This is a genomic window from Halorussus rarus, from assembly GCF_003369835.1.
Classification (GTDB): Archaea; Halobacteriota; Halobacteria; order Halobacteriales; family Haladaptataceae; genus Halorussus; species Halorussus rarus.
Map to the genome: position 1 here is coordinate 1,237,174 of NZ_QPMJ01000002.1, position 21,845 is coordinate 1,259,018.

Below are 21,845 nucleotides of genomic sequence, written 5' to 3' on the forward strand. Positions count from 1 at the left end.
GCCACCTCGTACCGCGGAATCGGGACCCCGCGTCGGATTTATATCCGCCCGCACCCTACGGCCGGCCGTGAACGCCCGCACGAGTGCCCTCGACACGCTCGTCTTCGGCGTGGACGTCCAGAGCGGGGACGTCCGCGGCGACGCACCCTCCTACGCGGTCGTCGCGTTCGACGGCGAGAACGTCGACCGCGACGTGGTCTCCCACCGCAAGCTCCGCCGGCTCATCGACCGGGAGGAGCCGGCGCTCGTGGCGACCGACAACATGTACGAGCTGGCGTCGGACAAGGACGCCCTCGTCCACTTCCTGCGCGAGCTTCCGGACGGGACCCGGCTGGTGCAGGTCACGGGCGCCGAGCGGCCCGAACCCCTCTCGCGGGTCGCCTCGCGCCACGGCGTCCCCTACGGCAAGAAGCCGATGAAGGAGGCCGAGGCTGCCGCCCGGCTCGCGGCCGGCAACGTCGGCTACGAGGTGTCGGCCTTCACGAACACCACCGAAGTCAAGGTCTCGCGGGGGCGCTCGACCGGCAAGGGCGGGTGGAGCGAGGACCGCTACACCCGGCGCATCCACGGGTCGGTCAAGAGCAAGACCCGCGAGATAGAGAGCGACCTCGACGGGGCGGGCCTCGACTACGAGCGCGACGCGACAGAGAAGTACGGCGGCTTCTCGAACGCCGTCTTCGAGGTCGAAGGTCGGCCCGAGGACATCCCGGTGTCGAACGGGCGCTCGGGCGACGTCCGGGTCGAGGTCGAGCGCCAGCGCCGGGACGGCATCGAGTTCGAGCCCCTCGCCAAGCGCCGCGACCACGTGCTGGTCGGCATCGACCCCGGCACGACCACCGCGGTCGCGGTGGCGGACCTCGACGGGACCGTGCTCGACGTGCTCAGCACGCGGACCGCCGACACCGCCGAGGTCATCGAGTGGATCATCGAGCGCGGCCGGCCGGTCGTGGTCGCGGCCGACGTCGAGCCCATGCCCGAGACCGTCGAGAAGATCCGCCGGAGCTTCGACGCGGCGGGGTGGATTCCCCGGTCGGACCTCCCGGTCGACGAGAAGCAGCACCGCACGCGCGAGCACGACTACGACAACGACCACGAGCGCGACGCGATGGCGGCGGCCCTGTACGCCTTCGACGACCACGAGGACCAGTTCGAGCGCATCGCCGAGAAGGTGCCCCCGCGGATGGACCGCGGGGAGGTCACCGCGCGCGTGGTCGCGGGCGAGGACTCGGTCGAGACCGCACTGGCCGCCCTGTCGGACGACGACGAGTCCGACGAGGAGGAGACCGAGCACACGCCCCGCGAACTGACCGACGAGGAGAAGCGCATCAAGCAGCTCGAGTCGCAGGTCGAGCGCCTCGAGAGCCACGTCGAGGACCTCGAGGACACCATCGAGAGCAAGGAGGGCCGCATCGGCCAGCTGAAGGGCGACCTCGAGAAGGCCAGGAGCGAGGAGCGCAAGGAGGTCCGCGAGCGCCGCGAGGTCTCCCGGCTCGAACGCGAGAACAGCCGGCTCGAGCGCGAACTCGACGAGCGCGACGAGCGCATCGAGGAGCTGGAGGGCAAGCTCGCCCGGCTCAAGGAGCTGTGGAAGCTCGACCACTCGAACTTCAGCGACGTCTCCGAGAAGAAGGCCGGGCTCACGCCGGTCAAGCCCGTCGAGAAGTTCACCAGGGGCGCCATCGACGCCGCCCACGAGAGCTTCGGGCTGGCGACCGGCGACGTGGTGTACCTCCGGGACGCCTCGGGCGCGGGCCGGTCGACCGCCGAGCGGCTCGCCGAGGTCGACCCGAAGCTCGTGCTGGTCGGCGACGGCGGCCTCTCGGACGCGGCCGACAGCATCCTCTTCGAGAGCGAGATCCCGGTCGGCCCGGCCGACGACGTGACCATCCAGGAGGTCGACGAGCTGGCGGTCACCCGCGAGGCCGAGGTCGAGGCCGTCATCGAGGACTGGGAGGAGCGGGCGGCCGAGCGGCGGAAGGAGCAGAAGGCCGAGCAGCTCGACCGGCTCATCAGCGAGCACCGGGCCGACCGCAAGTACGACTCGGGGTCGGAGGCCAGCGGGCAGAGCCCCTGAGGAGAGGGAAGATCCCGAGTAATCTCCACGTCTCACCGCTCGGAGAACCGACCCGCGAGGCGCCGACGGGCCGCCGAACCGTTGGCACGGTCCCGGAACCCTAAAGCACGGCGCGGGACACACACCGCGTATGGACGCCTACGAGTTGATTTCGCGGAACGTCGAGGAAGCGGTGACCGAGGAGGAGGTGCGGGCCCTCGCCGAGGACCCCGAGGGCAAGCGCGCCTACGTCGGCTACGAGCCGTCGGGGGTGCTCCACATCGGGCACATGCTCACCGCCAACAAGCTCATCGACCTGCAGGACGCGGGCATGGAGGTCGTCATCCTGCTGGCCGACGTCCACGCCTACCTCAACGGGAAGGGCACCTTCGAGGAGATCGAGGCGACCGCCGAGAAGATGCGCAAGCAGTTCCTCGCCTACGGCCTCGACGAGGACAGCACCGAGTTCGTCTACGGCTCGGAGTACCAGCTCGACGACGATTACGCGCTCGACCTCCACAAGCTGGAGCTCGACACGACTCTCAACCGGGCCCAGCGCGCGATGGCCGAGATCCAGGGCGACGAGACCGCGAAGGTCAGCCACGTGGTCTACCCCCTGATGCAGGCGCTCGACATCGAGTACCTCGACCTCGACCTCGCGGTCGGCGGGCTGGACCAGCGCAAGGTCCACATGCTGATGCGCGAGGAGCTTCCGGAGATCGGCTACGAGGCCCGGCCCTGCCTCCACACGCCCATCCTGGCCGACCTCGGCACCGGCGAGGGAAAGATGTCCTCCAGTCAGGGCGTCACCATCTCGATGGAGGACTCGACGGAGGACATCGAGGAGAAGGTCAACTCGGCGTTCTGCCCGCCGACCCGCGACCCGGAGGACGATCTGGAGAATCCCGTTCTGGAGATCTTCCAGTACCACGTCTTCCCGCGGTTCGAGGAGGTCGTGGTCGAGCGCCCCGACGAGTACGGCGGCGACCTGGAGTACGACGACTACGAGGCCCTCGCTTCGGACCTGGAGAGCGGCGAGCTCCACCCCGCGGACGCCAAGTCCGCGCTGGCGACGTACCTCGACGAACTGGTCGCACCGGGGCGGGAGAAGCTGCGGGAGCTTGAGGGGTAGGCCGGACGACCGGCGCGCACCGTTTCCGGGACGGCACTGTACGCTCGTACACCCGGTCGCCCGCGAATCCGGCGTCGTCGGTGTACGTCCGTACACGGGCTAAAACTGGCGCGAACCGTCGCACCGTCTTATATCGGACGTTGCCCACTGTCCGGTCGGACATGACGGCGATACGTCGACGCGTTTCGCTCGAATCGAAATCGGAAACGACCCTCGTCGCACTCGCGGTCACGCTCCTCGGGTCGTTCGCGGGGCTGTTGGGTGCCGCCGTCCCCGGGATGGTCGGGTTGGTAGCGACGACGACTCCCGATGCGGTCTACATCGTGACCAGTCGCGGCGTCCAACTCGGGTTCGGCGCGTTCGCGCTCGGGTACCTGTTCTACACGGGGGAGTGGGACCGGTACGTTCGCTTTCGACGACCGGGGCTCCGAGACGTCGGTGCGATCTTCGGCGCGTTCGTCGCGCTCGTCGCGGTCGGGTACGCGATAAACGCGGTCGTCGGGGTGCTCGGCCTGCCACACGAGATCACCACGGGGACCGTCGAACACGACCTGGCGCTTCACGCCCAGCCGCGACTGTGGCCCGTCGCGTTCCTGGCGTGGTTCGCGTTCGCGGCGCCCGCCGAAGAGCTGTTCTACCGCGGCCTCGTCCAGACGCGGCTGCGCGACGCGTTCCCCGCCGCGGCCGTCGTCGTCCTGGCCGCGGCCTGTTTCTCGCTGTCGCACGCGACCTTCGCCGCGCTCAGCGGGGCGAGCGGTGCCGCGCTCGCGACGACCTTCATCGAGCTGCTCGGCGCCGGGCTCGTGTTCAGTGGACTCTACGAGGCGACTGACAACCTCGCGACCGTCGCGGTCTTCCACGGACTGACGTGGCTCGAACCCCTCCACGCCGTCGAACACCTAATCGGCGTGTTGTGAATCGCGCCGAACGCCGTCGCAGAGCGGGAACTACAGCTCCTCCCACGCACGGCGGATGCGCTCGCCGGGACGGCGCAGCCGGTCGAGGACGCTCCCGAGCGCGCCGGCGGGGTCCCGACGCAGCGCCCGGAGCCCCGGGAGGACGTCGTGCTTCAGCGCCTGCGCGGCCTTGATCAGGAAGACCCCCGCGAGGGCCGCGACGACCACGAGCGAACACAGGTAGACCAGCACGGCGGCGGCCGCACTCGTGCCGAGGAGGTCGCCCGACGTCGTCGAGTCGACGAGCAGGGTCACGAACAGCGGGACGGTGGCGCTCGCCGTCAGCTTCAGGAGCCCGTCCGCTCGCTCGTCCCACCGGTTCCCCTCGAACTGCTCGCTGACCGACGCCCTCGTCTCGCGGCGTATCTCGGACTCCGTCCGCAGTTCGACGTCGTCGAGACTCCGCAGGTCGCTCGACTCGGCGGTCAGGTCGTCGGCCCGGTCGCGCGCCCGCAATCGAACGCTCTCGCGGTCCAGGTCCTCCAGTTCCCGTACTCGCTCGAGAACCAGCGTCGCGTCCGCGAGCGCCGCCCGGAGTTCGTCCTCCGGGAGCTCCTCCACGGCGAGTTCGTACTGGGCGTCCGGATACGCGGCGAGCACCCGGAAGTCGAGCAGTCCGGCCGCGAGACGCTCGCGTATCTGTCGCTCGTCCCGACGGCGCTTCTGCTCGTCCAGGTCGGCGAACTCGTTCCGAACGCGTCGCCGCTGGGTCTTCGTGAGAAGTGATGCTGGCCTGTCATCCATGCGTGCGATGTGTCCGCACGCGGCCTTAATAACCCAGTATCGTCGAGGTGGACAGAATCAGATGTATTCTGAGACGCGTCGGTGCGTGCGGGTTCGGGCCGTCGGTCGGAGCGCTCCGGCAGGCGCGAGGCTCACTCGAAGCCGCCGCCGCCCATCATCCCGCCGAGGCCGAAGCTCGACATGAGGCCCGAGACGAGCCCCCACGCCGTCAGCACGAAGCCGACGACGACCAGGCCGATGCCGGCCGCGATGATGAGGTTCTGCAGCGCGATGACCGCGACGCCCGCAAGCAGGAGCAGCACCCCGACGATGCCTTTCGCTCCGAGTTTGTCGATCATACGACGCGGTGTGTTCGGGGGCGACTTAAACACCCTTGCTCCGGCGACGTGACGGGAGAACGACGGCATGTTTAAACATCCGCATCACCAAACTGGAAATATGAGCGACAACGACGGCGGACGGCGGAAGAACCTCCGCATGCCCGACGACGACGAGGTCTTCGCCACCGTCACCAACATGCTCGGGGCGAATCGGGTCAAAGTACGTTGCGCCGACGGGAAGGAGCGCACCGCGCGGATTCCGGGCAAGATGCAGAAGCGCATCTGGATCCGCGAGGACGACGTCGTGCTGGTCGAACCGTGGGACTGGCAGGACGAGAAGGCCGACATCAAGTGGCGCTACGACAAGCAGGAGGCCGACCAGCTCCGCGACGAGGGCCACATCCAATAAGACGACCTTTTGCTGCGTCCGCGTGAGCACAGCGAACGAGGGCTCGGGACGGCGAAGCCGTCCCGGCGGACGGCGCAAAAACGCGCCGTCCTTGCAACAGCTCGACCAAAAACACCGGAAGACAAACCACGTCTTCCGAGTCCTCGGGAACGGAGTGACCGAGGACACTTCGTCACCCCTCACTCGGTCCTCACTTCGTTCGGGCCTTCGTTCGAGGGTTCCTTGGTCCGCTCGCTCACTGCGTTCGCTCGCGGTTGAGCCGCTGGTGCTCCATCCTGATCTGCACTCTCGAAACCTCGGACAGACGGAGTAGCCCAGCGACAACAGTTTACATTCCATCACGGGGCAAATCCCAATTCAGCTCGCTCTCCCCCGACGCCTGCTATCGAATCCCAACCGGCGCGAACGGTCGCGGCCCCGCCGCTGTTACGTGTCCGGCGACTACGACCGGGTGATGACTCCCGAACAACTATCGGTCGACGAGACGGACGTAGCGCACGACGAGGAGCATCCGGCGGCGATCGAGGCCATCCGGACCCGGCGGTCGGGGCACAACTTCGACCCCGACGAGAAACTGGACGAGAAGACGCTCGAGGAGCTGATTCGGGACGCCGCGCTCGCGCCCTCGTCGTACAACCTCCAGCCGTGGGAGTTCGTCGCCGTGCGAGACGACGACCGGCTCGGCGAGGTCGTGGAACTCGCGTACGGGCAGGAACACGTCAAAGAAGCCGGGACCGCCATCTTCGTCGTCGGCCACACGGAACCCGAGACGGCCGATCGGGTCTTCGAGGAGTGGGTCGAGGCGGGTCGCTTCGACGAGGAGACCGGCCGGCAGGTCAAAGAGCAGACGGTCGCCGGGTACGAGGGCGAGCGGGCGGGACGGGATTACGGCATCCGGAATGCGAGCCTCGCGGCCCAGAACCTGCTGCTGTCCGCGCACGCCCGCGGGCTGAAGGCGACGCCCATGAGCGGCTTCGACTTCGAGGGCGCCGCCGAGTTCCTCGGACTGCCCGACGACAAGATTCCCGTGATGCTCGTCGCCGTCGGGCCGAGCGGCGGCGAGGAGCCCGAGCGACTCCCCCGGCGCGACGTCGACGAGATTCTCCACCGCGAGAGCTACTGAGGACCGTGGGTTCCGTCGCCGCTTTCGACCACTACCGCGTTCGCCGTGATCTCTTTCGGCTCCGCCGAATGCGGTCCCCCGAAGCCCACCCTTTTACCCCTGGGACCGCTACGTCCGGGTAGATGACCGAGGAGTACAGCCTGCTCGAACCCGACAACGTCGAGGGCGTCGGCGACGAGTGGGAGGAGATAGACGTCTCCGACACGGAGGCCGACAAGATCGCCCGCCAGCGCGACCGGGAGTTCAACGAGTTCCGGGAGCGGCTCAAGAACACCGAGCAGTTCAAGGTCGAGCAGTCGGTGTTCGACGACGCCACGCTGGCGGCGCTCTACAAGCTGGTCCAGGACGGCTACGTCCAGGCGTTCGGCGGCCCCGTCTCCTCGGGCAAGGAAGCGACCGTCTACGGCGCGCTCGGCGGCGAGCAGTACGGCGAGGTGGCGGTCAAGGTCTACCGCATCAACGCTTCGGACTTCCGGGACATGCGGGAGTACCTGGTGGGCGACCCCCGGTTCGAGGAGCTGTCGGGCGACAAGAAGCGGGTCGTGCTCGCGTGGACCCGCAAGGAGTTCGCCAACCTCAAGCGCGCCCAGAAGGCCGGCGTACGCGTTCCGAACCCCATCGCGGTCCAGCGCAACGTGCTCGTCATGGAGTTCCTCGGCTCCGACGGCGAGCGCGCGCCTACGCTCGACGACGCCCACCTCGAGAACCCCGAGACCGCCTTCGAGGTGGTCCGGGAGTACATGCGACGGCTCTACGACGTGGGGCTGGTCCACGGCGACCTGAGCGAGTACAACATCATCGTCCACGACGGCGAGCTCTGCATCATCGACCTCGGCCAGGCCGTGACCGTCCACCACCCCAACAGCGGCGAGTTCCTGACGCGGGACTGCGCGAACGTCGCCTCCTTCTTCCAGCGCCAGGGGATGGACGTCCACGGCGACGAGCTCGAGGCGTGGGTTCGGGAGCACGCCGACCCCGACAAGTGAGCACCGAAGCGGTCTGGGGGAGCGTTCGCGACCTCGCCGGCGAAACGTTCAAACGACGAGAGTGACTACCGTGAATCGATGAGGTCCGCTCTCCGCACTTGGCGCTGGCGGTCGCCCGGAGAGCGGACAGTGTCGTAGCTCGCGGCGCGCCGGCCTTCACCGGGCGTCCGCGGTGGCGGCGCTCCCTCGCTTTCTCGCGCATCGACTTCCGAGCGACAGCCACCAGTATCCACCAACACGATGACAGACGACGCAGACGACTTCACCGTCACCCCCTACGCGGTCGAGGGCGAGATCGACTACCGGGAACTGCTCGACCGCTTCGGCGCGGACGAACTGACCGACGACCAGATAGCGCGCTTCCCCGACCCGCACCCGATGGTGCGCCGGAAGGTGTTCTACGCCGGCCGGGACGTCGACCGGTTCCTCGGGGCGGCGACCGCCGGCGAGACCGTCTCGCTCGTGACCGGCGTCGGTCCCTCGGGGCCGATGCACATCGGTCACGCGATGCACTTCTACCACGCGAAGCACCTCCAGCAGCGGACGGGCGCACACGTCTACATCCCCATGTCGGACGACGAGAAGTACTTCGGCAAGGACCTCTCGATGGCCGACATCTCCGAGCACGCCCGGGACAACCTCCGGGACCTGCTCGCTGTCGGGTTCGACCCTGAGCGCACCCGCATCGTGGTCGACACCGCGGACGCGGACGTAGTCTACCCCCTCGCGGTCCAGTTCGCGAAGCACCTCACCCAGTCGACGATGGAGGCGACCTACGGCCGACCCGACAACGTCGGCCTGGGGTTCTACCCCGCGGTCCAGATAGCGCACCTGCTGCTGCCCCAGCTCGTCCACGGCCCGCACGCGAGCGTGGTCCCCATCGCGGTCGACCAGGACCCCCACGTCCGACTCGCTCGCGACGTGGCCGCCAAGGAGGCGTTCGACGTGACCAAGCCGGCGGCCCTGCTGAGCAAGTTCCTGCCGACCCTCGACGGACCGGGCAAGATGAGCAGTTCGGACAGCGCACCGGCCATCCACCTGACCGACGACCGCGAGACGGTGCAAGACAAGATCCAGACGTACGCCTACTCCGGCGGGCGGTCCAGTCTGGACGCCCACCGCGAGCACGGCGGCGACCCAACGGTCGACGTGGCCTACCAGCTGCTGGCGTTCTTCTTCGAGCACGACGACGCGACCCTCGACCGGCTCGCCGACGAGTACCGGTCGGGAGACCTGCTCAGCGGGGAGCTCAAGAACTACGCCGCCGAGCGCATCGCCGACTTCCTCGAAGCGCACCAGGAGCGCCGGGCCGCAATCGACGACCTCGAAGCCGAGTTCGAGCGCTACCGACTGACCGGCGACGAGCGCGCGCGAGCGCGACCGGAGGGCGTCGGCCTGTTCGACCGAGCGAGACGTTCGTAATCCTGACGGACTGAAAGGGCGAGCGCGTCTCGGGGGAGGCGGACGACGTGAGCACTGGAGGGCGGGTCGGAGGCCCGCCCGAAGTACGCAGCGAGTTCTCGACCCGAGCGGGCGGGGGCTTCCAGGAACGTCCTTCCGGTCGTCAGATTGGCGAAAGGTAGCGGCACGGGGCACGAGGACCCACCGCGATAGGGAGTAGTTCACGCGCGGACAAAGAGTTAAAACACCCGGGGCGACTACGATTAGCCATGCAACACGTGAAGATTCCGCAGGACCGAATCGGCGTTCTCATCGGCGAGGGAGGTGAGACGATGCGCGAGATCGAGAGTCGCGCGGAGGTGCGACTCGACATCGACTCCGAGAACGGCAAGGTCGAGGTCGAGAAGACCGGCGACCCCGTCCGCGGGCTCAAGGGACCGGAGATCGTGAAGGCCATCGGCCGCGGCTTCGCGCCCGACGAGGCCCTCACGCTGCTCGACGACGACATGATGATGTTCGACGTCATCGACATCGACGCCGCCGCCCGGAACAAGAACGACCTCGAGCGCCAGAAGGGCCGACTCATCGGCGAGAACGGCCGGACCCGCGAGCTCATGGAGGAGCTGACCGGCGCGAGCGTCGTCATCTACGGCACCACCCTCGGCGTCATCGGCACCCCCAAGCAGGTCGACGTGGTCCGGAGCGCCGCCGAGATGATCCTCGACGGCGCGCCCCACGGGTCGGTGTACTCGTTCCTCGAACGCAAGCGCAACGAGATGAAGCGCCAGGGGATGGAGTTCCACCAGTTCCCGGGGTAGACCGGGTACCTTCTTCTACAGCAGTTCCTCGGGGGAAGCCTGACAGAGTACGTCGTGGCTTCGTTTCCGAAGGCCTCGCCCGCGGTGAACACCGAGAGGCGAACTGCGTCTCCCGAGGTGTTACGGGTCGGAGATTCGCTACAGCCCGAAAACCGTCGGTTTTCGAGGATCACACTCGCGTCGCTCGCGTGACCGCGACCGGGCGGCCTCTTTCAGTTCACCCGAACGGCGGTTCGTTCCACCAGCCCGATTCCGATTGACTGTCACACCCGGCGTTAGCATTTCAAACGCGCTCGGGTGGTGTCAGTGGCCCGTCTCCGGGAGCCTCCGACTGGCGGACGTGTCATCGAGCAATCGGGGTGAAAACCCGGTTCCCGCCATCGGAATCGGACGTCTCTCCCGCCGAACCGGCGGCTTACATCATGCACTATAAAACCCCATGTGCGAATAGTTCACACAAGATGTGTCGGCTCTTGTGCATGGCGTTCTGTCGGAGGTTAGGGAAACCTTTATGTAGAATGGCAATCAATCATTGCGATGAACATGGCACAACGAATGGGCAACCAGCCGATGATCGTACTTTCCGAGGACAGCCAGCGCACCCAGGGGAAGGATGCGCAGTCGATGAACATCACCGCCGGGACGGCAGTCGCCGAGGCCGTCCGGACCACGCTCGGCCCGAAAGGGATGGACAAGATGCTCGTCGACTCGACGGGCGAGGTCGTCGTCACGAACGACGGCGTCACCATCCTGAAGGAGATGGACATCGAGCACCCCGCGGCCAACATGGTCGTCGAGGTCTCCGAGACCCAGGAGGACGAGGTCGGCGACGGGACGACCACCGCGGTCGTCGTCGCCGGTGAGCTCCTCGAGAAGGCCGAGGACCTCCTCGAACAGGACATCCACGCCACCACCCTCGCGCAGGGGTACCGCCAGGCCTCCGAGAAGGCCAAGGAGCTCCTCGAGGAGAAGGCCATCGACGTCGACGCCGACGACACCGAGACCCTCGAGAAGATCGCGTCGACGGCGATGACCGGCAAGGGCGCGGAGAACGCCAAGGAGATGCTCTCCGAGCTCGTCGTGCGCGCGGTCCAGAGCGTCGCCGACGAGGAGGGCATCGACACGGACAACGTCAAGGTCGAGACGGTCGTCGGCGGCTCCATCGACCAGTCCGAGCTCGTCGAGGGCGTCATCGTGGACAAGGAGCGCGTCCACGAGAACATGCCCTACTTCGTCGAGGACGCCAACGTCGCGCTGCTCGACGACGCCCTCGAGATCCAGGAGACCGAGATCGACGCCGAGGTCAACGTCACCGACCCCGACCAGCTCCAGCAGTTCCTCGACCAGGAGGAGGAGCAGCTCCGCGAGATGGTCGACAAGCTCGAGGAAGTCGGCACCGACGTCGTCTTCGTCGACGGCGGCATCGACGACATGGCCCAGCACTTCCTCGCGGAAGCGGGCATCATCGCGGTCCGCCGCGCCAAGTCCGACGACCTGAGCAAGCTCGCCCGCTCGACCGGTGCGAACATCGTCAGCAACGTCGACGACATCGAGGCCGACGACCTCGGCTTCGCGGGCTCGGTCGCCCAGAAGGACGTCGGCGGCGACCAGCGCATCTTCGTCGAGGACGTCGAGGAGGCCAAGTCCGTCAGCCTCATCCTGCGCGGCGGCACCGAGCACGTCGTCGACGAGGTCGAGCGCGCCATCGAGGACAGCCTCGGCGTCGTGCGCGTCACCCTCGAGGACGGCAAGGTCGTCCCCGGCGGCGGCGCGCCCGAGACCGAGCTCGCGCTCGAACTCCGCGACTACGCCGACTCCGTGGGCGGCCGCGAGCAGCTCGCCGTCGAGGCGTTCGCCGACACCCTCGAGGTCATCCCGCGCACCCTCGCCGAGAACGCGGGCCTCGACCCCATCGACAGCCTGGTCGACCTCCGCAGCAGGCACGACGGCGGCGAGTTCAACTCGGGTCTCGACGCCTACACCGGCGAGGTCGTCGACATGGAGGAGGACGGCGTCGTCGAGCCCCTCCGCGTGAAGACCCAGGCCATCGAGTCCGCCACCGAGGCGGCCGTCATGCTGCTGCGCATCGACGACGTCATCGCCGCGGGCGACCTGAAGGGCGGTCAGGTCGACGGCGACGACGGCGGCGACGGCGGTCCCGGTGCCGGCGGCCCCGGCGGCGGCATGGGCGGCGGCATGGGCGGCATGGGCGGTATGGGCGGCATGGGCGGTGCGATGTGAAGTAGGCCGAACGCCCGCTCGCTGCGCCACCCGACCCGCACCGACCGACCAACCGTCGAACCGCGCGGCGTCGACCGACGCCGCATCTCGGACCCATTCGAATCGCTTTTTTCGCGTCCCCCTCGCCGAACAGCACCCGCCGCGCGTCACCCCCTGATCCGAACCCGCCGACGACAGTCGGAGTCGAGCGCACGGAGGACCTTCCGACGAGCCCGCGACCGCCGACCGCGGCGACCCGCCGACCGATCAGTCGTCCGGTTTCTGGTCCACCTCGAACGCGTCGTCGTCGAAGCCGACCAGGCTCCGGAGCAAGACGAGGACCGGGAACACCTCGAGGCGGCCGGCCCACATCACGGCCACCAGCGTGAGTTTGGCCGCGGTCGGCATCCCCGCGCCCGTGATGCCGGTCGTGAGCCCGACCGCGCTGACCGCGCTGGCGACGTCGAAGATGACGTGCGCGAGTGGAGTCGAGTCGGGCATGACCACGGTGAGCGCGAGGACGCCGAAGACGAACGTCCCGAACCACAGGAACGCCACGAACGACGCGTCGTCGTAGTTGGACGCGGCGTGGCGGGTGCTGATGGAACCGATGTACGACGACTCGCTGGCCGCCGCGTCCCGGTACGCCGTGTCGCCGCCGGGGAAGAACACGTTCGTCACCCTGTGCCACGTCCCATTGACGAGGCTGATTCCCCGGATCACCTTGATCCCCGCCGCGGTCGAGCCCATGGCACCGCCGACGAACATCCCGAGGGTCACGACGACGAGCGAAGCGGTCGGCCACGAGCCCACCGACGCGGTGGCGAACCCGGCGCACGTCATCGCCGACACGAACTGGAACGTCCCGTGCAGGACGGCCGTCCCGACCGACGGGTACGTCACGTCGAGCGCGAGCAGTCCGACGACCGCGACCGACCCGACCCAGAGCGACACCCACAACCACCGCGACTGGAGGTCGACGTAGAACTCCCGGAGGTTCCCTCGGAGCGCCAGGTAGTACACCGGAACCGGGATAGCTCCGACCGCCATGATGGGTATCAGCGCGGCCTGCACGGGGACGCCGTAGCCTGCGACGCTCGCGTCGGTGACCGTGAATCCGCCGGTCGAGATGGCGGTCATGCCGTGGTTGAGCGCCGCCCACGCCGACATCCCGACCGCCCGAAGGACCGCGACCGACGCGACCGTGGCGATCGAGAACGCGAGCAGCATCGCGCGCGGGTCGGCCGGTCGAAGCTCCATCTCACCGACGGGAATCTCGATCTCGTAGTAGTGCGCGAGCGGGCCGGTCGACTCGAACACCAACACGACCAGGACGACGATGCCGACACCGCCGATCCACTGGAGGAGCGACCGCCAGAACTGGAGCGTCGCCGGCAGCCGGTTCTCGTGGGGCGTCACCGTGAGCCCCGTGCCGGTGAGCCCGCTCACCGCCTCGAACAGCGCGTTGGCCGGCGACCGGAACGCGGCGATGGTCGACGAGAGCGGCGGCGCCGACGCCAGCGTCGGCCGGAGCACGACCGTCCACGCGACCGAGAGGAACGGGAGCGCGGCGAACGCGCCGACGACGAGCCAGACGGCCGCGGCCGACGCGTAGCTCAGCGCCTTGTCGCGGGACTCCGGAGCGGTGCCCGCCCGTTTGAACCCGACGCCCGCGAGGAACGTCGCGAGCGCCGAACCCAGAACGCCGGGCGCGGCGTAGTACTCGCCGCTGAGGAGCGAGACGACGACCAGCGACGCGACGACGCCACTGAAGTACTCGAGCGCCCGGCCGGCGTTCCACAACGTGGTGCGGCGGTCCCACCCCATCCTCCACCCGGGATTGGAGCTAGACGCTTGTAAGCTGCGTGTCCGCGGGCCTCAGAACTCGCTCAGCACCGTGTTCGAGACCAGTTCCGAGACGCCGCGGCGGACGCGCTCGGAGGCCGACTGGCCGCTGATGTCGAGCTCCTCGCCCAGGTCGTCCAGCCCCACGTCCCGGGGCACCTCGAAGTAGCCCACGCGCTCGGCGGTCACCAGCGCCCGCCGCTGCTCGGGGCTCAGGCCGTACTCGTCCTCGAGCGGCCCCTCCCCGGGCGTGTAGAGCCGGTGGAGCCGGAACTCGACGTCCCTGTCGAGGCAGGCCCGGCGCATCTCGACCACCGAGTCCCGGTCGGGGAACCGGACCCGTCGATTCCAGCCGTCGGTCGACCCCGTGGCGGCCATCGGCGACGCGCCGAGCCGCTGGTAGATGGGGTAGATGGGCCGGATGCGCTCGGCGTCGAGTCGCGCGCGGTAGAGCCTCCGGCCGCCGAGCTCCTCGACGACGTCGTGGTCCCGGACCGTCTCGTCGCCGACGAGTCCCGCCTCCAGCCGCTCGAAGTCGCCGCCGGCCGCCCAGAACGTCATCTGGGGCGCGTCGGAACCGGCCGCCAGCTGGTGTTCGAGTTCGACGGTCGCCTCCGGGGCGGCGTCGAGCGCCGACGCCAGCGCGAGTTCCGGGGACCGGAGGGAGAACTCGGCGATGAGACTCATTGGGAGCTAGCTACGGTCGGTTACTTGAAATACTATCGGTCGGAAATCTATCGCGGGCGAGTCGTCGCCGAGCGGGCGCTACTCGACGTCGAGTTCGAACTGCTCGTGTTCGCTGGCGGCGTTGAGCACGACGCTCGTGTTGCTCTCCTTGATGTCGGGGTCGGTGAGCAGGCTCTTGATGCCGCGGTTCATCCCGTCGGTGTCGGTGAACTTCCCGACCGCGATGATGTCGTAGTCGCCGGTGACCTCGTAGACGCTGATCATCTGGTCGTGGTTCCGGAGCGTCTCGGTCACGTCGGGCAGGGCGTTGCCCTCGACCTTGAGCTGGATGATGGCGGTCACGTCGTAGCCAAGCGCGTCGTAGTCGAGCTTGGGCGTGTACCCCTCGATGATGCCCTCCGACTCGAGGTCCTTGAGGTGGTTCGAGACGGTCGTCACCGACACGTCGAGGTCCTCCGCGAGGCTCCGGAGACTGGCGCGTCCGTCGCCCAGGAGTTCATTCACCAACTTCGCGTCGAGGTTTTCGTACGTCATTACGCTTACCGACGTAGCCCACCCTTTAGAATTTTACGAATATCCAATTCTCGGCCGACAGACGCAGAATTGCGCAGACCAATAACGTTTTAGTCATTCACGTAGTCCTGAAAGACGACGACAAAAATGACGGATGGACAAATCGCAGCCAGCAAAGAATCGGAGTTGACCGACGCCGAGCAGGACGTTCTCGACCAGATCGAGGAGGAGAACGTCGACTTCGTCCGCCTCCAGTTCACCGACATCACCGGGACCGTGAAGAACGTTAGCGTTCCGGCATCCCAGGTCGAGAAGGCGTTCGAGGAGGGCATCTGGTTCGACGGCTCCTCCATCGAGGGGTTCGTCCGGATCCAGGAGAGCGACATGCGGCTCGAACCGGACCCCGAGACGTTCGCGATCCTGCCGTGGCGCTCGAACGGCGACAGCGCGAGCGCCCGGCTGATCTGCGACGTGGTCAACACCGACGGCACGCCGTTCGAGGGCGGCCCCCGCCAGGTCCTCAAGAGCGTGCTCGCGGAGGCCGAGGAGATGGGCTACGAGGTCAGCATCGGTCCGGAGCCCGAGTTCTTCCTGTTCGAGAAGGACGAGGAGGGGAAGGCGACCACCACGCCCCACGACTCGGGCGGCTACTTCGACCTCGCGCCCAAGGACCTCGCGTCCGACGTGCGCCGCGAGATCATCTTCACGCTCGAGCAGATGGGCTTCGAGATCGAGGCCAGCCACCACGAGGTCGCCGAGGGCCAGCACGAGATCAACTTCAAGTACGACGACGCGCTCGGCACCGCCGACAACATCGCCACGTTCCGCGCGGTCGTCCGGGCGGTCGCCGAACAGCACGACCTCCACGCCACGTTCATGCCCAAGCCCATCAGCGCCATCAACGGCTCGGGCATGCACAGCCACATCAGCCTGTTCGAGGACGGCGAGAACGCCTTCGCCGACGAGGACGACGAGTTCAACCTGAGCGAGACCGCCTACAAGTTCATGGGCGGCGTCCTCGAACACGCCCAGGCGTTCACCGCGGTCACGAACCCGACGGTCAACTCCTACAAGCGGCTGGTCCCGGGCTACGAGGCCCCGGTGTACGTCGCGTGGAGCGACGTGAACCGCTCGGCGCTCATCCGCGTGCCCGACGCCGCGGGCGCGAGCTCCCGGTTCGAGATCCGGAGCCCCGACCCGTCGTGCAACCCCTACCTCGCGCTGGCCGCGGTCATCAAGGCCGGCCTGGACGGCATCGAGAACGACGCCGACCCCGGCGAGCCGGTCCGCGAGGACATCTACGAGTTCGACGACGAGAAGCGCGAGGAGTACGGCATCACGACGCTGCCCGGCAGCCTCGACAGCGCCATCGACGCCCTCGAGGCCGACGAGGTCGTCACGGAGGCGCTGGGCGACCACGTCACCGAGAAGTTCGTGCAGGCCAAGCGCGCCGACTACGCCGACTACAAGACCCACGTCTCCCCGTGGGAGAAGGAGAAGTACCTCGAGAAGTTCTGAGTCGCTTCGGCCGTTCTCTCCGTTTTCAGGTCGGCGACGCCGACCGTCTTCTTCTCGCGCGCTCGACCAGACTCGGCAGCAGCAGGATGCCGACCGGTACCAGCAGGTTCAGCACGAACACCGCCGCCAGCGGCAGGTCGGGCCGGTTGCCGGCGTAGCCGACCAGTCCGAGCGCGCCGAGACCGACGACGGCCGCGGGGAGCGTCACGGCCCCGCGCGGTCGGGCGCCGAGCGCGGCCCACGTCGCCCCCGCGCCGACGACGCCGGCGAGCGTCGCGACCGAGTCCGGGGTGAGTCCGTGGGTGGCGAGCGCCGCCGCCGCCAACCCGGCCGCGACCGCGAACGCCCGGGTCGGGTCCCAGTCGGCGATTCGCAGGAGCGCGGCGAGGTACGCCAGCGCGACGCCGACGCCGACCGCCACGTCGACCGCGTAGTGGACCCCGATGACCAGCCGGGACGTCGCGACGACCGCCACGACCGCGGCGGCCGCGACCGCGCGCCGGTCGCGGGTGCCGCGGTCGAGGACGAGCGCGAGCAGCCCCCACAGCGTCGTCGCGCCGACGGCGTGGCCGCTGGGGAAGCCGTAGCCGCCGGCGCGGGCGACGCGGAGGTCGGCCGGCGGTCGCGGGAGCGCGAACAGTCCCTTCAGGGCGAGCGTCAGCGCGAGCGCGCCGAGCACCGCGGCCAGCGAGAAGGCGCCTTTTCGCCGGTCGCCGAACCAGTACAGGAGCGCGACCGCCGCGAGGAGAAGCCCCGCGTCGCCCAGGTGGGTGAGCGCAGCGAACAGCTCGCGGGCGAACTCGGGCAGGAAGCGCGCGAAGGCGTCGGTGACGCCGAGGCCTCGTCCGGGCATCGGCCGGGAGTTTCCCGGCGAGCGGGATATAGCCTACGAACGGGATCGCGACGGAGCGTGCGAGACCGACCGGTGCGCGAGTGCCGCCGACCGGAAGCCGGGTCGGCGCCTACGACCGGAAGTTGCCGATGCGGTCGCTGATGCGGCTCGGGAGGGTCATCACGCCGACGCCGAAGCCGAGCATCACCATCAGGGCGTAGAGCCCGAGCGTCGAGAGCCAGACGACCGCCATCGCGAAGATGGCCCAGAAATCGCGGAGCCAGTAGAACGCCCCGAGGGTCATCGCGGTGCCGTACAGCAGCACGAGGTACGGACCCCAGCCGCGGGCGTGGCCCCGGCGCATCCGCTTGCGGACGTACTGCTTGAGCTCGGACTCGACCTCCGGTTTCTCGACGGTCCGCGATTCGATGTCGTCTTCGAACGATTCCACGTCGGCTCGCAGCTCCCGCAGTTCGTCGCGGAGTTCCACGATGTCGGGAGCGGATTCGTCGTCACTCATGTATTGGGCGAGTAGCTCCTGTTTGCGTTCGAGGCGCGCGTCCTCCGGCTCGGTGGTGCGCTCGGCGTAGCTGCCGCGCTCTGCGAGGACGATGTTGACCACGCCGCCGAGCAGCACCAGGATGCTGGCGAAGTACAGCCACGTCACCAGCAGCAGCGCGGTGCCGAGGAACTGCGAGGGGCTGGTCGAAGAGACGCCGGCGTAGATTCGAAAGAGGATCTGGAGCACCGTCCACCCGACCGTCGCCAGGACGGCACCGGGAAGCGCCTCCCGGATCGAGACGTCCGCGTCGGGGAAGACGACGTACACCGGGAGGAAGACCGGGACCAGCGCGGCCAGCTGGATTATCGTCGCGATGACGCCCACGAACGGGAACTCCGGGAACAGCGCGGTCGCGGCGCCCGCCAGCACGACGACGATCACGCCGACGCCGATGGCGGCCAACACCAGCAGCGCGTCCTTCACCTGGTCGGCGATCCCCGTCTTGGCGTCGGTGGCGTAGATGGCCGAGAACGCCTCGTCGAACCCCCGGAACACCTTGATCGCGCTCCACACGAGCACCACCAGCCCGATGACGGTCGTCCCGCCGCTGCCCGTCGGGTTGGTGATGAACTGCCGGAGTTGCTGCTGGCCGGTCGCCGTCAGCAGTCCCGAGGCCCGGTCGACGACCTGCGTCGCGAACTGCTCGCCGGCCACGAACGAGACGACGACGAACGCGAGCAGGAGCAGCGGGATGAGCGAGACGAACGAGTAGTAGGCCGTACTCGCCGCCAGGAAGGTTATCTCCTGCTCGCGGGCCTCCTCGAAGACCGAGCGACCGACGTCCGCGGCGTTTCCGAGACTGGGCACGCGACTCGTTTCGCCAACGAGATACAAATATTCACTGGCATGAGCCCGGGTATCCGGTTCCGAGCCCCGCTGTTAGGAGTCTCGTGTCGCCCGGCGTACCTGTCCGACGGTCGCGGGCGTCTTGAACGTGGTGCCGCCGTAGTGGGTCCGCGAGGCCGCGAACCCGGCGTTCCGGAGGTCGCCGAGGAACTCGTCCATGCCCGGCGCCGCCCGACCCCACTCCTTGCAGAGCCGGTGCTGGTCGTAGTGGGTCGGCTCGTGGAGTTCGCCTTCGAGCCGGTCCAGCAGGCGCTCGGCCCGGGTGACGGTGCCCATCGACTCGTCGAGTTCGTCGCGGACCGCGGCCGCGAAGTCGGCGTCGTGGGCCGGGCCGAGCCACAGCGGGCCGGCGGTCAACAGCCGGTCGCTCCCGCACTCGGGGCAGGCGTCGAGCGGGTCGGCGATGAGCCCGTCGTCGTGCTCGCGGTAGAGGCAGTCCTCGCAGTGGTAGACGTGGCCCAGTTCGTCGATCGCGGCGTTGGCGTCGCTCGCGCTGTGGTCGAGTTCCAGGTAGGTCCGGACGTAGTGGTTGGTCGCGTGGGTCAGGACGGGCGTCACCCCGGCGTCGTAGCGCGCGGCGGTCCGGGCCAGCGCCGACAGCAGAACGCGGACGCCCATCTCGGCGTGGTAGTCGGTGTTCCGAGGGACCGCGCTGTACTTCCGGACGCCGCTGTGGAAGTGGGCGCCGCACAGCGGCGCGGTGTCGGTCGCGGTGACGCAGACGAGGTCGCGGGTGTTGGCGAACGCGGCGTCGGCGAACGGGATGGGCGAGCCGAACGGGTCGACGTCCACCACGTCGAAGACCTCCTCGTGCATGAGCGCGTTGGCGTCGCGTTCGACCGCCTCGCCGTCGAGGTCGTTGCGCGCGAGGTTGCGGCGACAGAGGTCGACCGCGTCCGGGTCGACGTCGGCCATCGTGACGTTCCAGCCCTCGGCGGCCGCGCGGACGCCCCGGACGCCGCTGGCGGCCATCGCGTCGAGGTAGTACTCCGCGCGGGGTTCGCGGTCGCGGTAGGCCCGGAGCACCGCCACGGTCAGGTCGCGGTTGAGCTCCTGGACCGGGTTGAAGAACACCTCGTCGCCGACGCCCTCGCCCTCCTGCTCGGGGACCTCGACCTCGACCCCGCCTTCGGTGACGCGCATACCGCCACTCGTCGCTCCCCGGCGAAAAGCCAACCGATAGCCCGCCGCCACGTCGGTCGTCGCCGGCGGCCCTGTCGGTCGGTGTCGGCCCGCCACCCCAGGTCGCCATTGGCGCAACTACCGGGCGTTTCTGGCACAGCCGTCTCCGGTTAGTCGGACTGGCGGTCACACAGCGCGCGCCCGCTGCTGTCGGCGGTGACCGCACGAATCGTCCGGTCGGGGGTCGTCCCGCCTTCCGATTTAAACCCTCGCGACCGGAGCGACCGCGAGGGGCCCGAAATACGCGGACGCGGGCCGCCGTCGGCCGGCACGACGGCGAGGGCGGGCCGGTCGAGCGCCGGTGTCAGACCGCCACACCGGAACCTGTTTAGGCCCGCCGTCCGAACGCCTCTGGCGTGTCCCCGGCAGACGCCCCGGAACCCCCGCCGTCGCCCGTCACCAGGGAGAGGCGGTGGTCGCCGTGAACCCGGTCGAGGAGTGGCAGTCCGACCTCGCGGACGCGGGCGAGCTCACCCCGACCGTGACCGACCGCATCCTGTCGGTCCACGACGACCGGGGCGCCCAGGCCATCGAGGCGGTCTCGGAGAGCCGGGTCAAGGAGTACCGCGATTTCACCGTGGTCGTGGGGTACGACGACGAGTACGTCGTGGAGGGACGGGGCTGCGGCTGCCGGGACAGCGAGTACAACCTCGACCCCGAGGACCCGACCGACCTCTGCTGGCACGTCATCGCGGTCGCCATCGCCCGTCGGGTCGGTGCGGTCGACGACCACGACATGTGGTACTCGGACGTCCGCGACTTCCTGTAGAAGCGAAAGAGGCGCCGGATTCGCGCAGCTACTCCCGGCAGATGTCCACGAAGTTCCGCAGGATGGTCAGCCCGGTCTCGCCGCTCTTCTCCGGGTGGAACTGGGTGCCGAAGACCGTGCCCGACTCGTCGGCGACGATGGCTGGGAACTCCCGCTCGTAGTCGCTCGTAGCGACGACCGCGCCTTCGTCGTCGGGGACGGCGTAGTACGAGTGGACGAAGTAGGCGTACTCCCCGTCGACACCCTCGACGAGCGGGTGGTCGCGCGTCACCGAGAGCTGGTTCCACCCCATGTGGGGCACCTTCTGGCCCTCGGCGAACCGGACGTTGGTCCCCGGAATCAGGTCGAGACCACGAACATCCCCTTGGCCCGCGCGCTCGGCCTCCTCGCTCGACGTGAGCAGCATCTGCATCCCCAGGCAGATGCCGAACACCGGCGTCCCGCTCTCGGCGACGTCGAGCAGCGGCTCGCGGTACGGCCCGGCGTTCTCGACGCCCTCGCGGAACGCGCCCACGCCCGGGAGCACGACGCCGTCGGCCGACTCGAACGCCGCGGGGTCGTCGCTGATCTCGACGCTCGCGCCCGCGCGTTCGAGCCCGCGGGTGACGCTCCGGAGGTTGCCCAGCCCGTAGTCGACCACGACGACCGACGCCGCATCCCCGCGCTCGTCGGTGCGCGCACGCTGGCTACTCATACGTAGTGGTCGGTTCGGCGCGGGCAAGACGCTTTCCCTTCCCGCCACTACGGCCGCCTCGGCGCGGTGGTCGGCGGCGCGTGCTCGGCGACAACCGGTTCGCACCGACTGCTCCGACCGGGCTGGCTCGCACTGACCGCGCTCGACCCGTGACGACCTGCCGCCGCGTGCGGACGATTCCCGCGTTCTGGCGGCTTACTGCGGTTCTTCCAGTCGAACGGCCGTTAGATATATA

Annotated in this window: 20 protein-coding genes; 11 read left to right on the forward strand and 9 right to left on the reverse strand. The window is 68.6% G+C overall.

Annotation, left to right across the window (positions count from 1 at the left end):
• Positions 1 to 67 precede the first annotated feature (67 nt).
• From DVR07_RS14445 to DVR07_RS14455, 3 genes are all read left to right on the forward strand, one after another.
• Positions 68 to 2,074, forward strand: a complete 2,007-nt coding sequence (locus DVR07_RS14445) for a DUF460 domain-containing protein (protein ID WP_115797971.1) — start codon at positions 68 to 70, stop codon at positions 2,072 to 2,074.
• 130 nt (positions 2,075 to 2,204) lie between these two features.
• Positions 2,205 to 3,185: a tyrosine--tRNA ligase gene (locus DVR07_RS14450; RefSeq protein WP_115797972.1), complete on the forward strand. Its 981-nt coding sequence runs from the start codon at positions 2,205 to 2,207 to the stop codon at positions 3,183 to 3,185.
• A gap of 161 nt (positions 3,186 to 3,346) precedes the next feature.
• On the forward strand, positions 3,347 to 4,102 hold the full coding sequence (locus DVR07_RS14455) for a type II CAAX endopeptidase family protein (protein WP_115797973.1): 756 nt from the start codon (positions 3,347 to 3,349) through the stop codon (positions 4,100 to 4,102).
• 30 nt (positions 4,103 to 4,132) lie between these two features.
• Here the strand turns inward: DVR07_RS14455 and DVR07_RS14460 are convergent, their stop codons facing one another.
• A complete protein-coding gene (locus tag DVR07_RS14460) occupies positions 4,133 to 4,885 on the reverse strand; it encodes a hypothetical protein (protein ID WP_115797974.1) in 753 nt (250 codons plus the stop codon).
• Positions 4,886 to 5,016: 131 nt separating this feature from the next.
• Positions 5,017 to 5,223, reverse strand: a complete 207-nt coding sequence (locus DVR07_RS14465; protein ID WP_115797975.1) for a DUF7470 family protein — start codon at positions 5,221 to 5,223, stop codon at positions 5,017 to 5,019.
• A gap of 100 nt (positions 5,224 to 5,323) precedes the next feature.
• Here DVR07_RS14465 and eif1A point away from each other — a divergent pair, with 100 nt between their 5' ends.
• From eif1A to thsA, 6 genes are all read left to right on the forward strand, one after another.
• Entirely contained in the window at positions 5,324 to 5,614 is a 291-nt protein-coding gene (eif1A, locus tag DVR07_RS14470; protein ID WP_115797976.1) for a translation initiation factor eIF-1A, read from the forward strand.
• Positions 5,615 to 6,068: 454 nt separating this feature from the next.
• Positions 6,069 to 6,737, forward strand: a complete 669-nt coding sequence (locus tag DVR07_RS14475; protein ID WP_115798350.1) for a nitroreductase family protein — start codon at positions 6,069 to 6,071, stop codon at positions 6,735 to 6,737.
• A gap of 122 nt (positions 6,738 to 6,859) precedes the next feature.
• Complete coding sequence (rio1, locus tag DVR07_RS14480; protein ID WP_115797977.1) at positions 6,860 to 7,723, forward strand: serine/threonine-protein kinase Rio1; 864 nt, start codon at positions 6,860 to 6,862, stop codon at positions 7,721 to 7,723.
• A 240-nt stretch (positions 7,724 to 7,963) separates the two neighbouring features.
• A complete protein-coding gene (locus DVR07_RS14485; protein WP_115797978.1) occupies positions 7,964 to 9,145 on the forward strand; it encodes a tryptophan--tRNA ligase in 1,182 nt (393 codons plus the stop codon).
• A gap of 248 nt (positions 9,146 to 9,393) precedes the next feature.
• Positions 9,394 to 9,942: a KH domain-containing protein gene (locus DVR07_RS14490; RefSeq protein ID WP_115797979.1), complete on the forward strand. Its 549-nt coding sequence runs from the start codon at positions 9,394 to 9,396 to the stop codon at positions 9,940 to 9,942.
• 555 nt (positions 9,943 to 10,497) lie between these two features.
• A complete protein-coding gene (gene thsA / locus DVR07_RS14495) occupies positions 10,498 to 12,183 on the forward strand; it encodes a thermosome subunit alpha (RefSeq protein ID WP_115798351.1) in 1,686 nt (561 codons plus the stop codon).
• Positions 12,184 to 12,429: 246 nt separating this feature from the next.
• Here thsA and DVR07_RS14500 read toward each other — a convergent pair whose 3' ends face one another.
• From DVR07_RS14500 to lrp, 3 genes are all read right to left on the reverse strand, one after another.
• Positions 12,430 to 13,989 carry a TrkH family potassium uptake protein gene (locus tag DVR07_RS14500; RefSeq protein ID WP_115797980.1) on the reverse strand — a complete coding sequence of 520 codons (1,560 nt, stop codon included), beginning with the start codon at positions 13,987 to 13,989 and terminating at the stop codon, positions 12,430 to 12,432.
• A gap of 51 nt (positions 13,990 to 14,040) precedes the next feature.
• Complete coding sequence (locus tag DVR07_RS14505; protein ID WP_115797981.1) at positions 14,041 to 14,694, reverse strand: helix-turn-helix domain-containing protein; 654 nt, start codon at positions 14,692 to 14,694, stop codon at positions 14,041 to 14,043.
• 78 nt (positions 14,695 to 14,772) lie between these two features.
• A complete protein-coding gene (lrp, locus tag DVR07_RS14510; protein WP_115797982.1) occupies positions 14,773 to 15,228 on the reverse strand; it encodes an HTH-type transcriptional regulator Lrp in 456 nt (151 codons plus the stop codon).
• A 126-nt stretch (positions 15,229 to 15,354) separates the two neighbouring features.
• On the opposite strand from lrp, the gene glnA reads away from it, so the two are divergent.
• Positions 15,355 to 16,725, forward strand: a complete 1,371-nt coding sequence (gene glnA, locus DVR07_RS14515; protein WP_115797983.1) for a type I glutamate--ammonia ligase — start codon at positions 15,355 to 15,357, stop codon at positions 16,723 to 16,725.
• A gap of 25 nt (positions 16,726 to 16,750) precedes the next feature.
• Here glnA and DVR07_RS14520 read toward each other — a convergent pair whose 3' ends face one another.
• From DVR07_RS14520 to DVR07_RS14530, 3 genes are all read right to left on the reverse strand, one after another.
• Positions 16,751 to 17,578 (reverse strand): phosphatase PAP2 family protein, encoded by an 828-nt coding sequence (locus tag DVR07_RS14520; RefSeq protein ID WP_240147548.1) that lies wholly within the window; start codon positions 17,576 to 17,578, stop codon positions 16,751 to 16,753.
• 109 nt (positions 17,579 to 17,687) lie between these two features.
• Positions 17,688 to 18,926: a YhjD/YihY/BrkB family envelope integrity protein gene (locus tag DVR07_RS14525; protein WP_115797984.1), complete on the reverse strand. Its 1,239-nt coding sequence runs from the start codon at positions 18,924 to 18,926 to the stop codon at positions 17,688 to 17,690.
• Positions 18,927 to 18,998: 72 nt separating this feature from the next.
• Positions 18,999 to 20,108 (reverse strand): tRNA (guanine(26)-N(2))-dimethyltransferase, encoded by a 1,110-nt coding sequence (locus DVR07_RS14530; RefSeq protein ID WP_115797985.1) that lies wholly within the window; start codon positions 20,106 to 20,108, stop codon positions 18,999 to 19,001.
• Positions 20,109 to 20,559: 451 nt separating this feature from the next.
• Between DVR07_RS14530 and DVR07_RS14535 the strand changes: the two genes are divergently transcribed.
• A complete protein-coding gene (locus DVR07_RS14535; RefSeq protein WP_115797986.1) occupies positions 20,560 to 20,916 on the forward strand; it encodes a hypothetical protein in 357 nt (118 codons plus the stop codon).
• A 28-nt stretch (positions 20,917 to 20,944) separates the two neighbouring features.
• On the opposite strand, the gene hisH is transcribed toward DVR07_RS14535, so the two are convergent.
• Positions 20,945 to 21,610 carry an imidazole glycerol phosphate synthase subunit HisH gene (hisH, locus tag DVR07_RS14540; protein ID WP_115797987.1) on the reverse strand — a complete coding sequence of 222 codons (666 nt, stop codon included), beginning with the start codon at positions 21,608 to 21,610 and terminating at the stop codon, positions 20,945 to 20,947.
• Positions 21,611 to 21,845 lie beyond the last annotated feature (235 nt).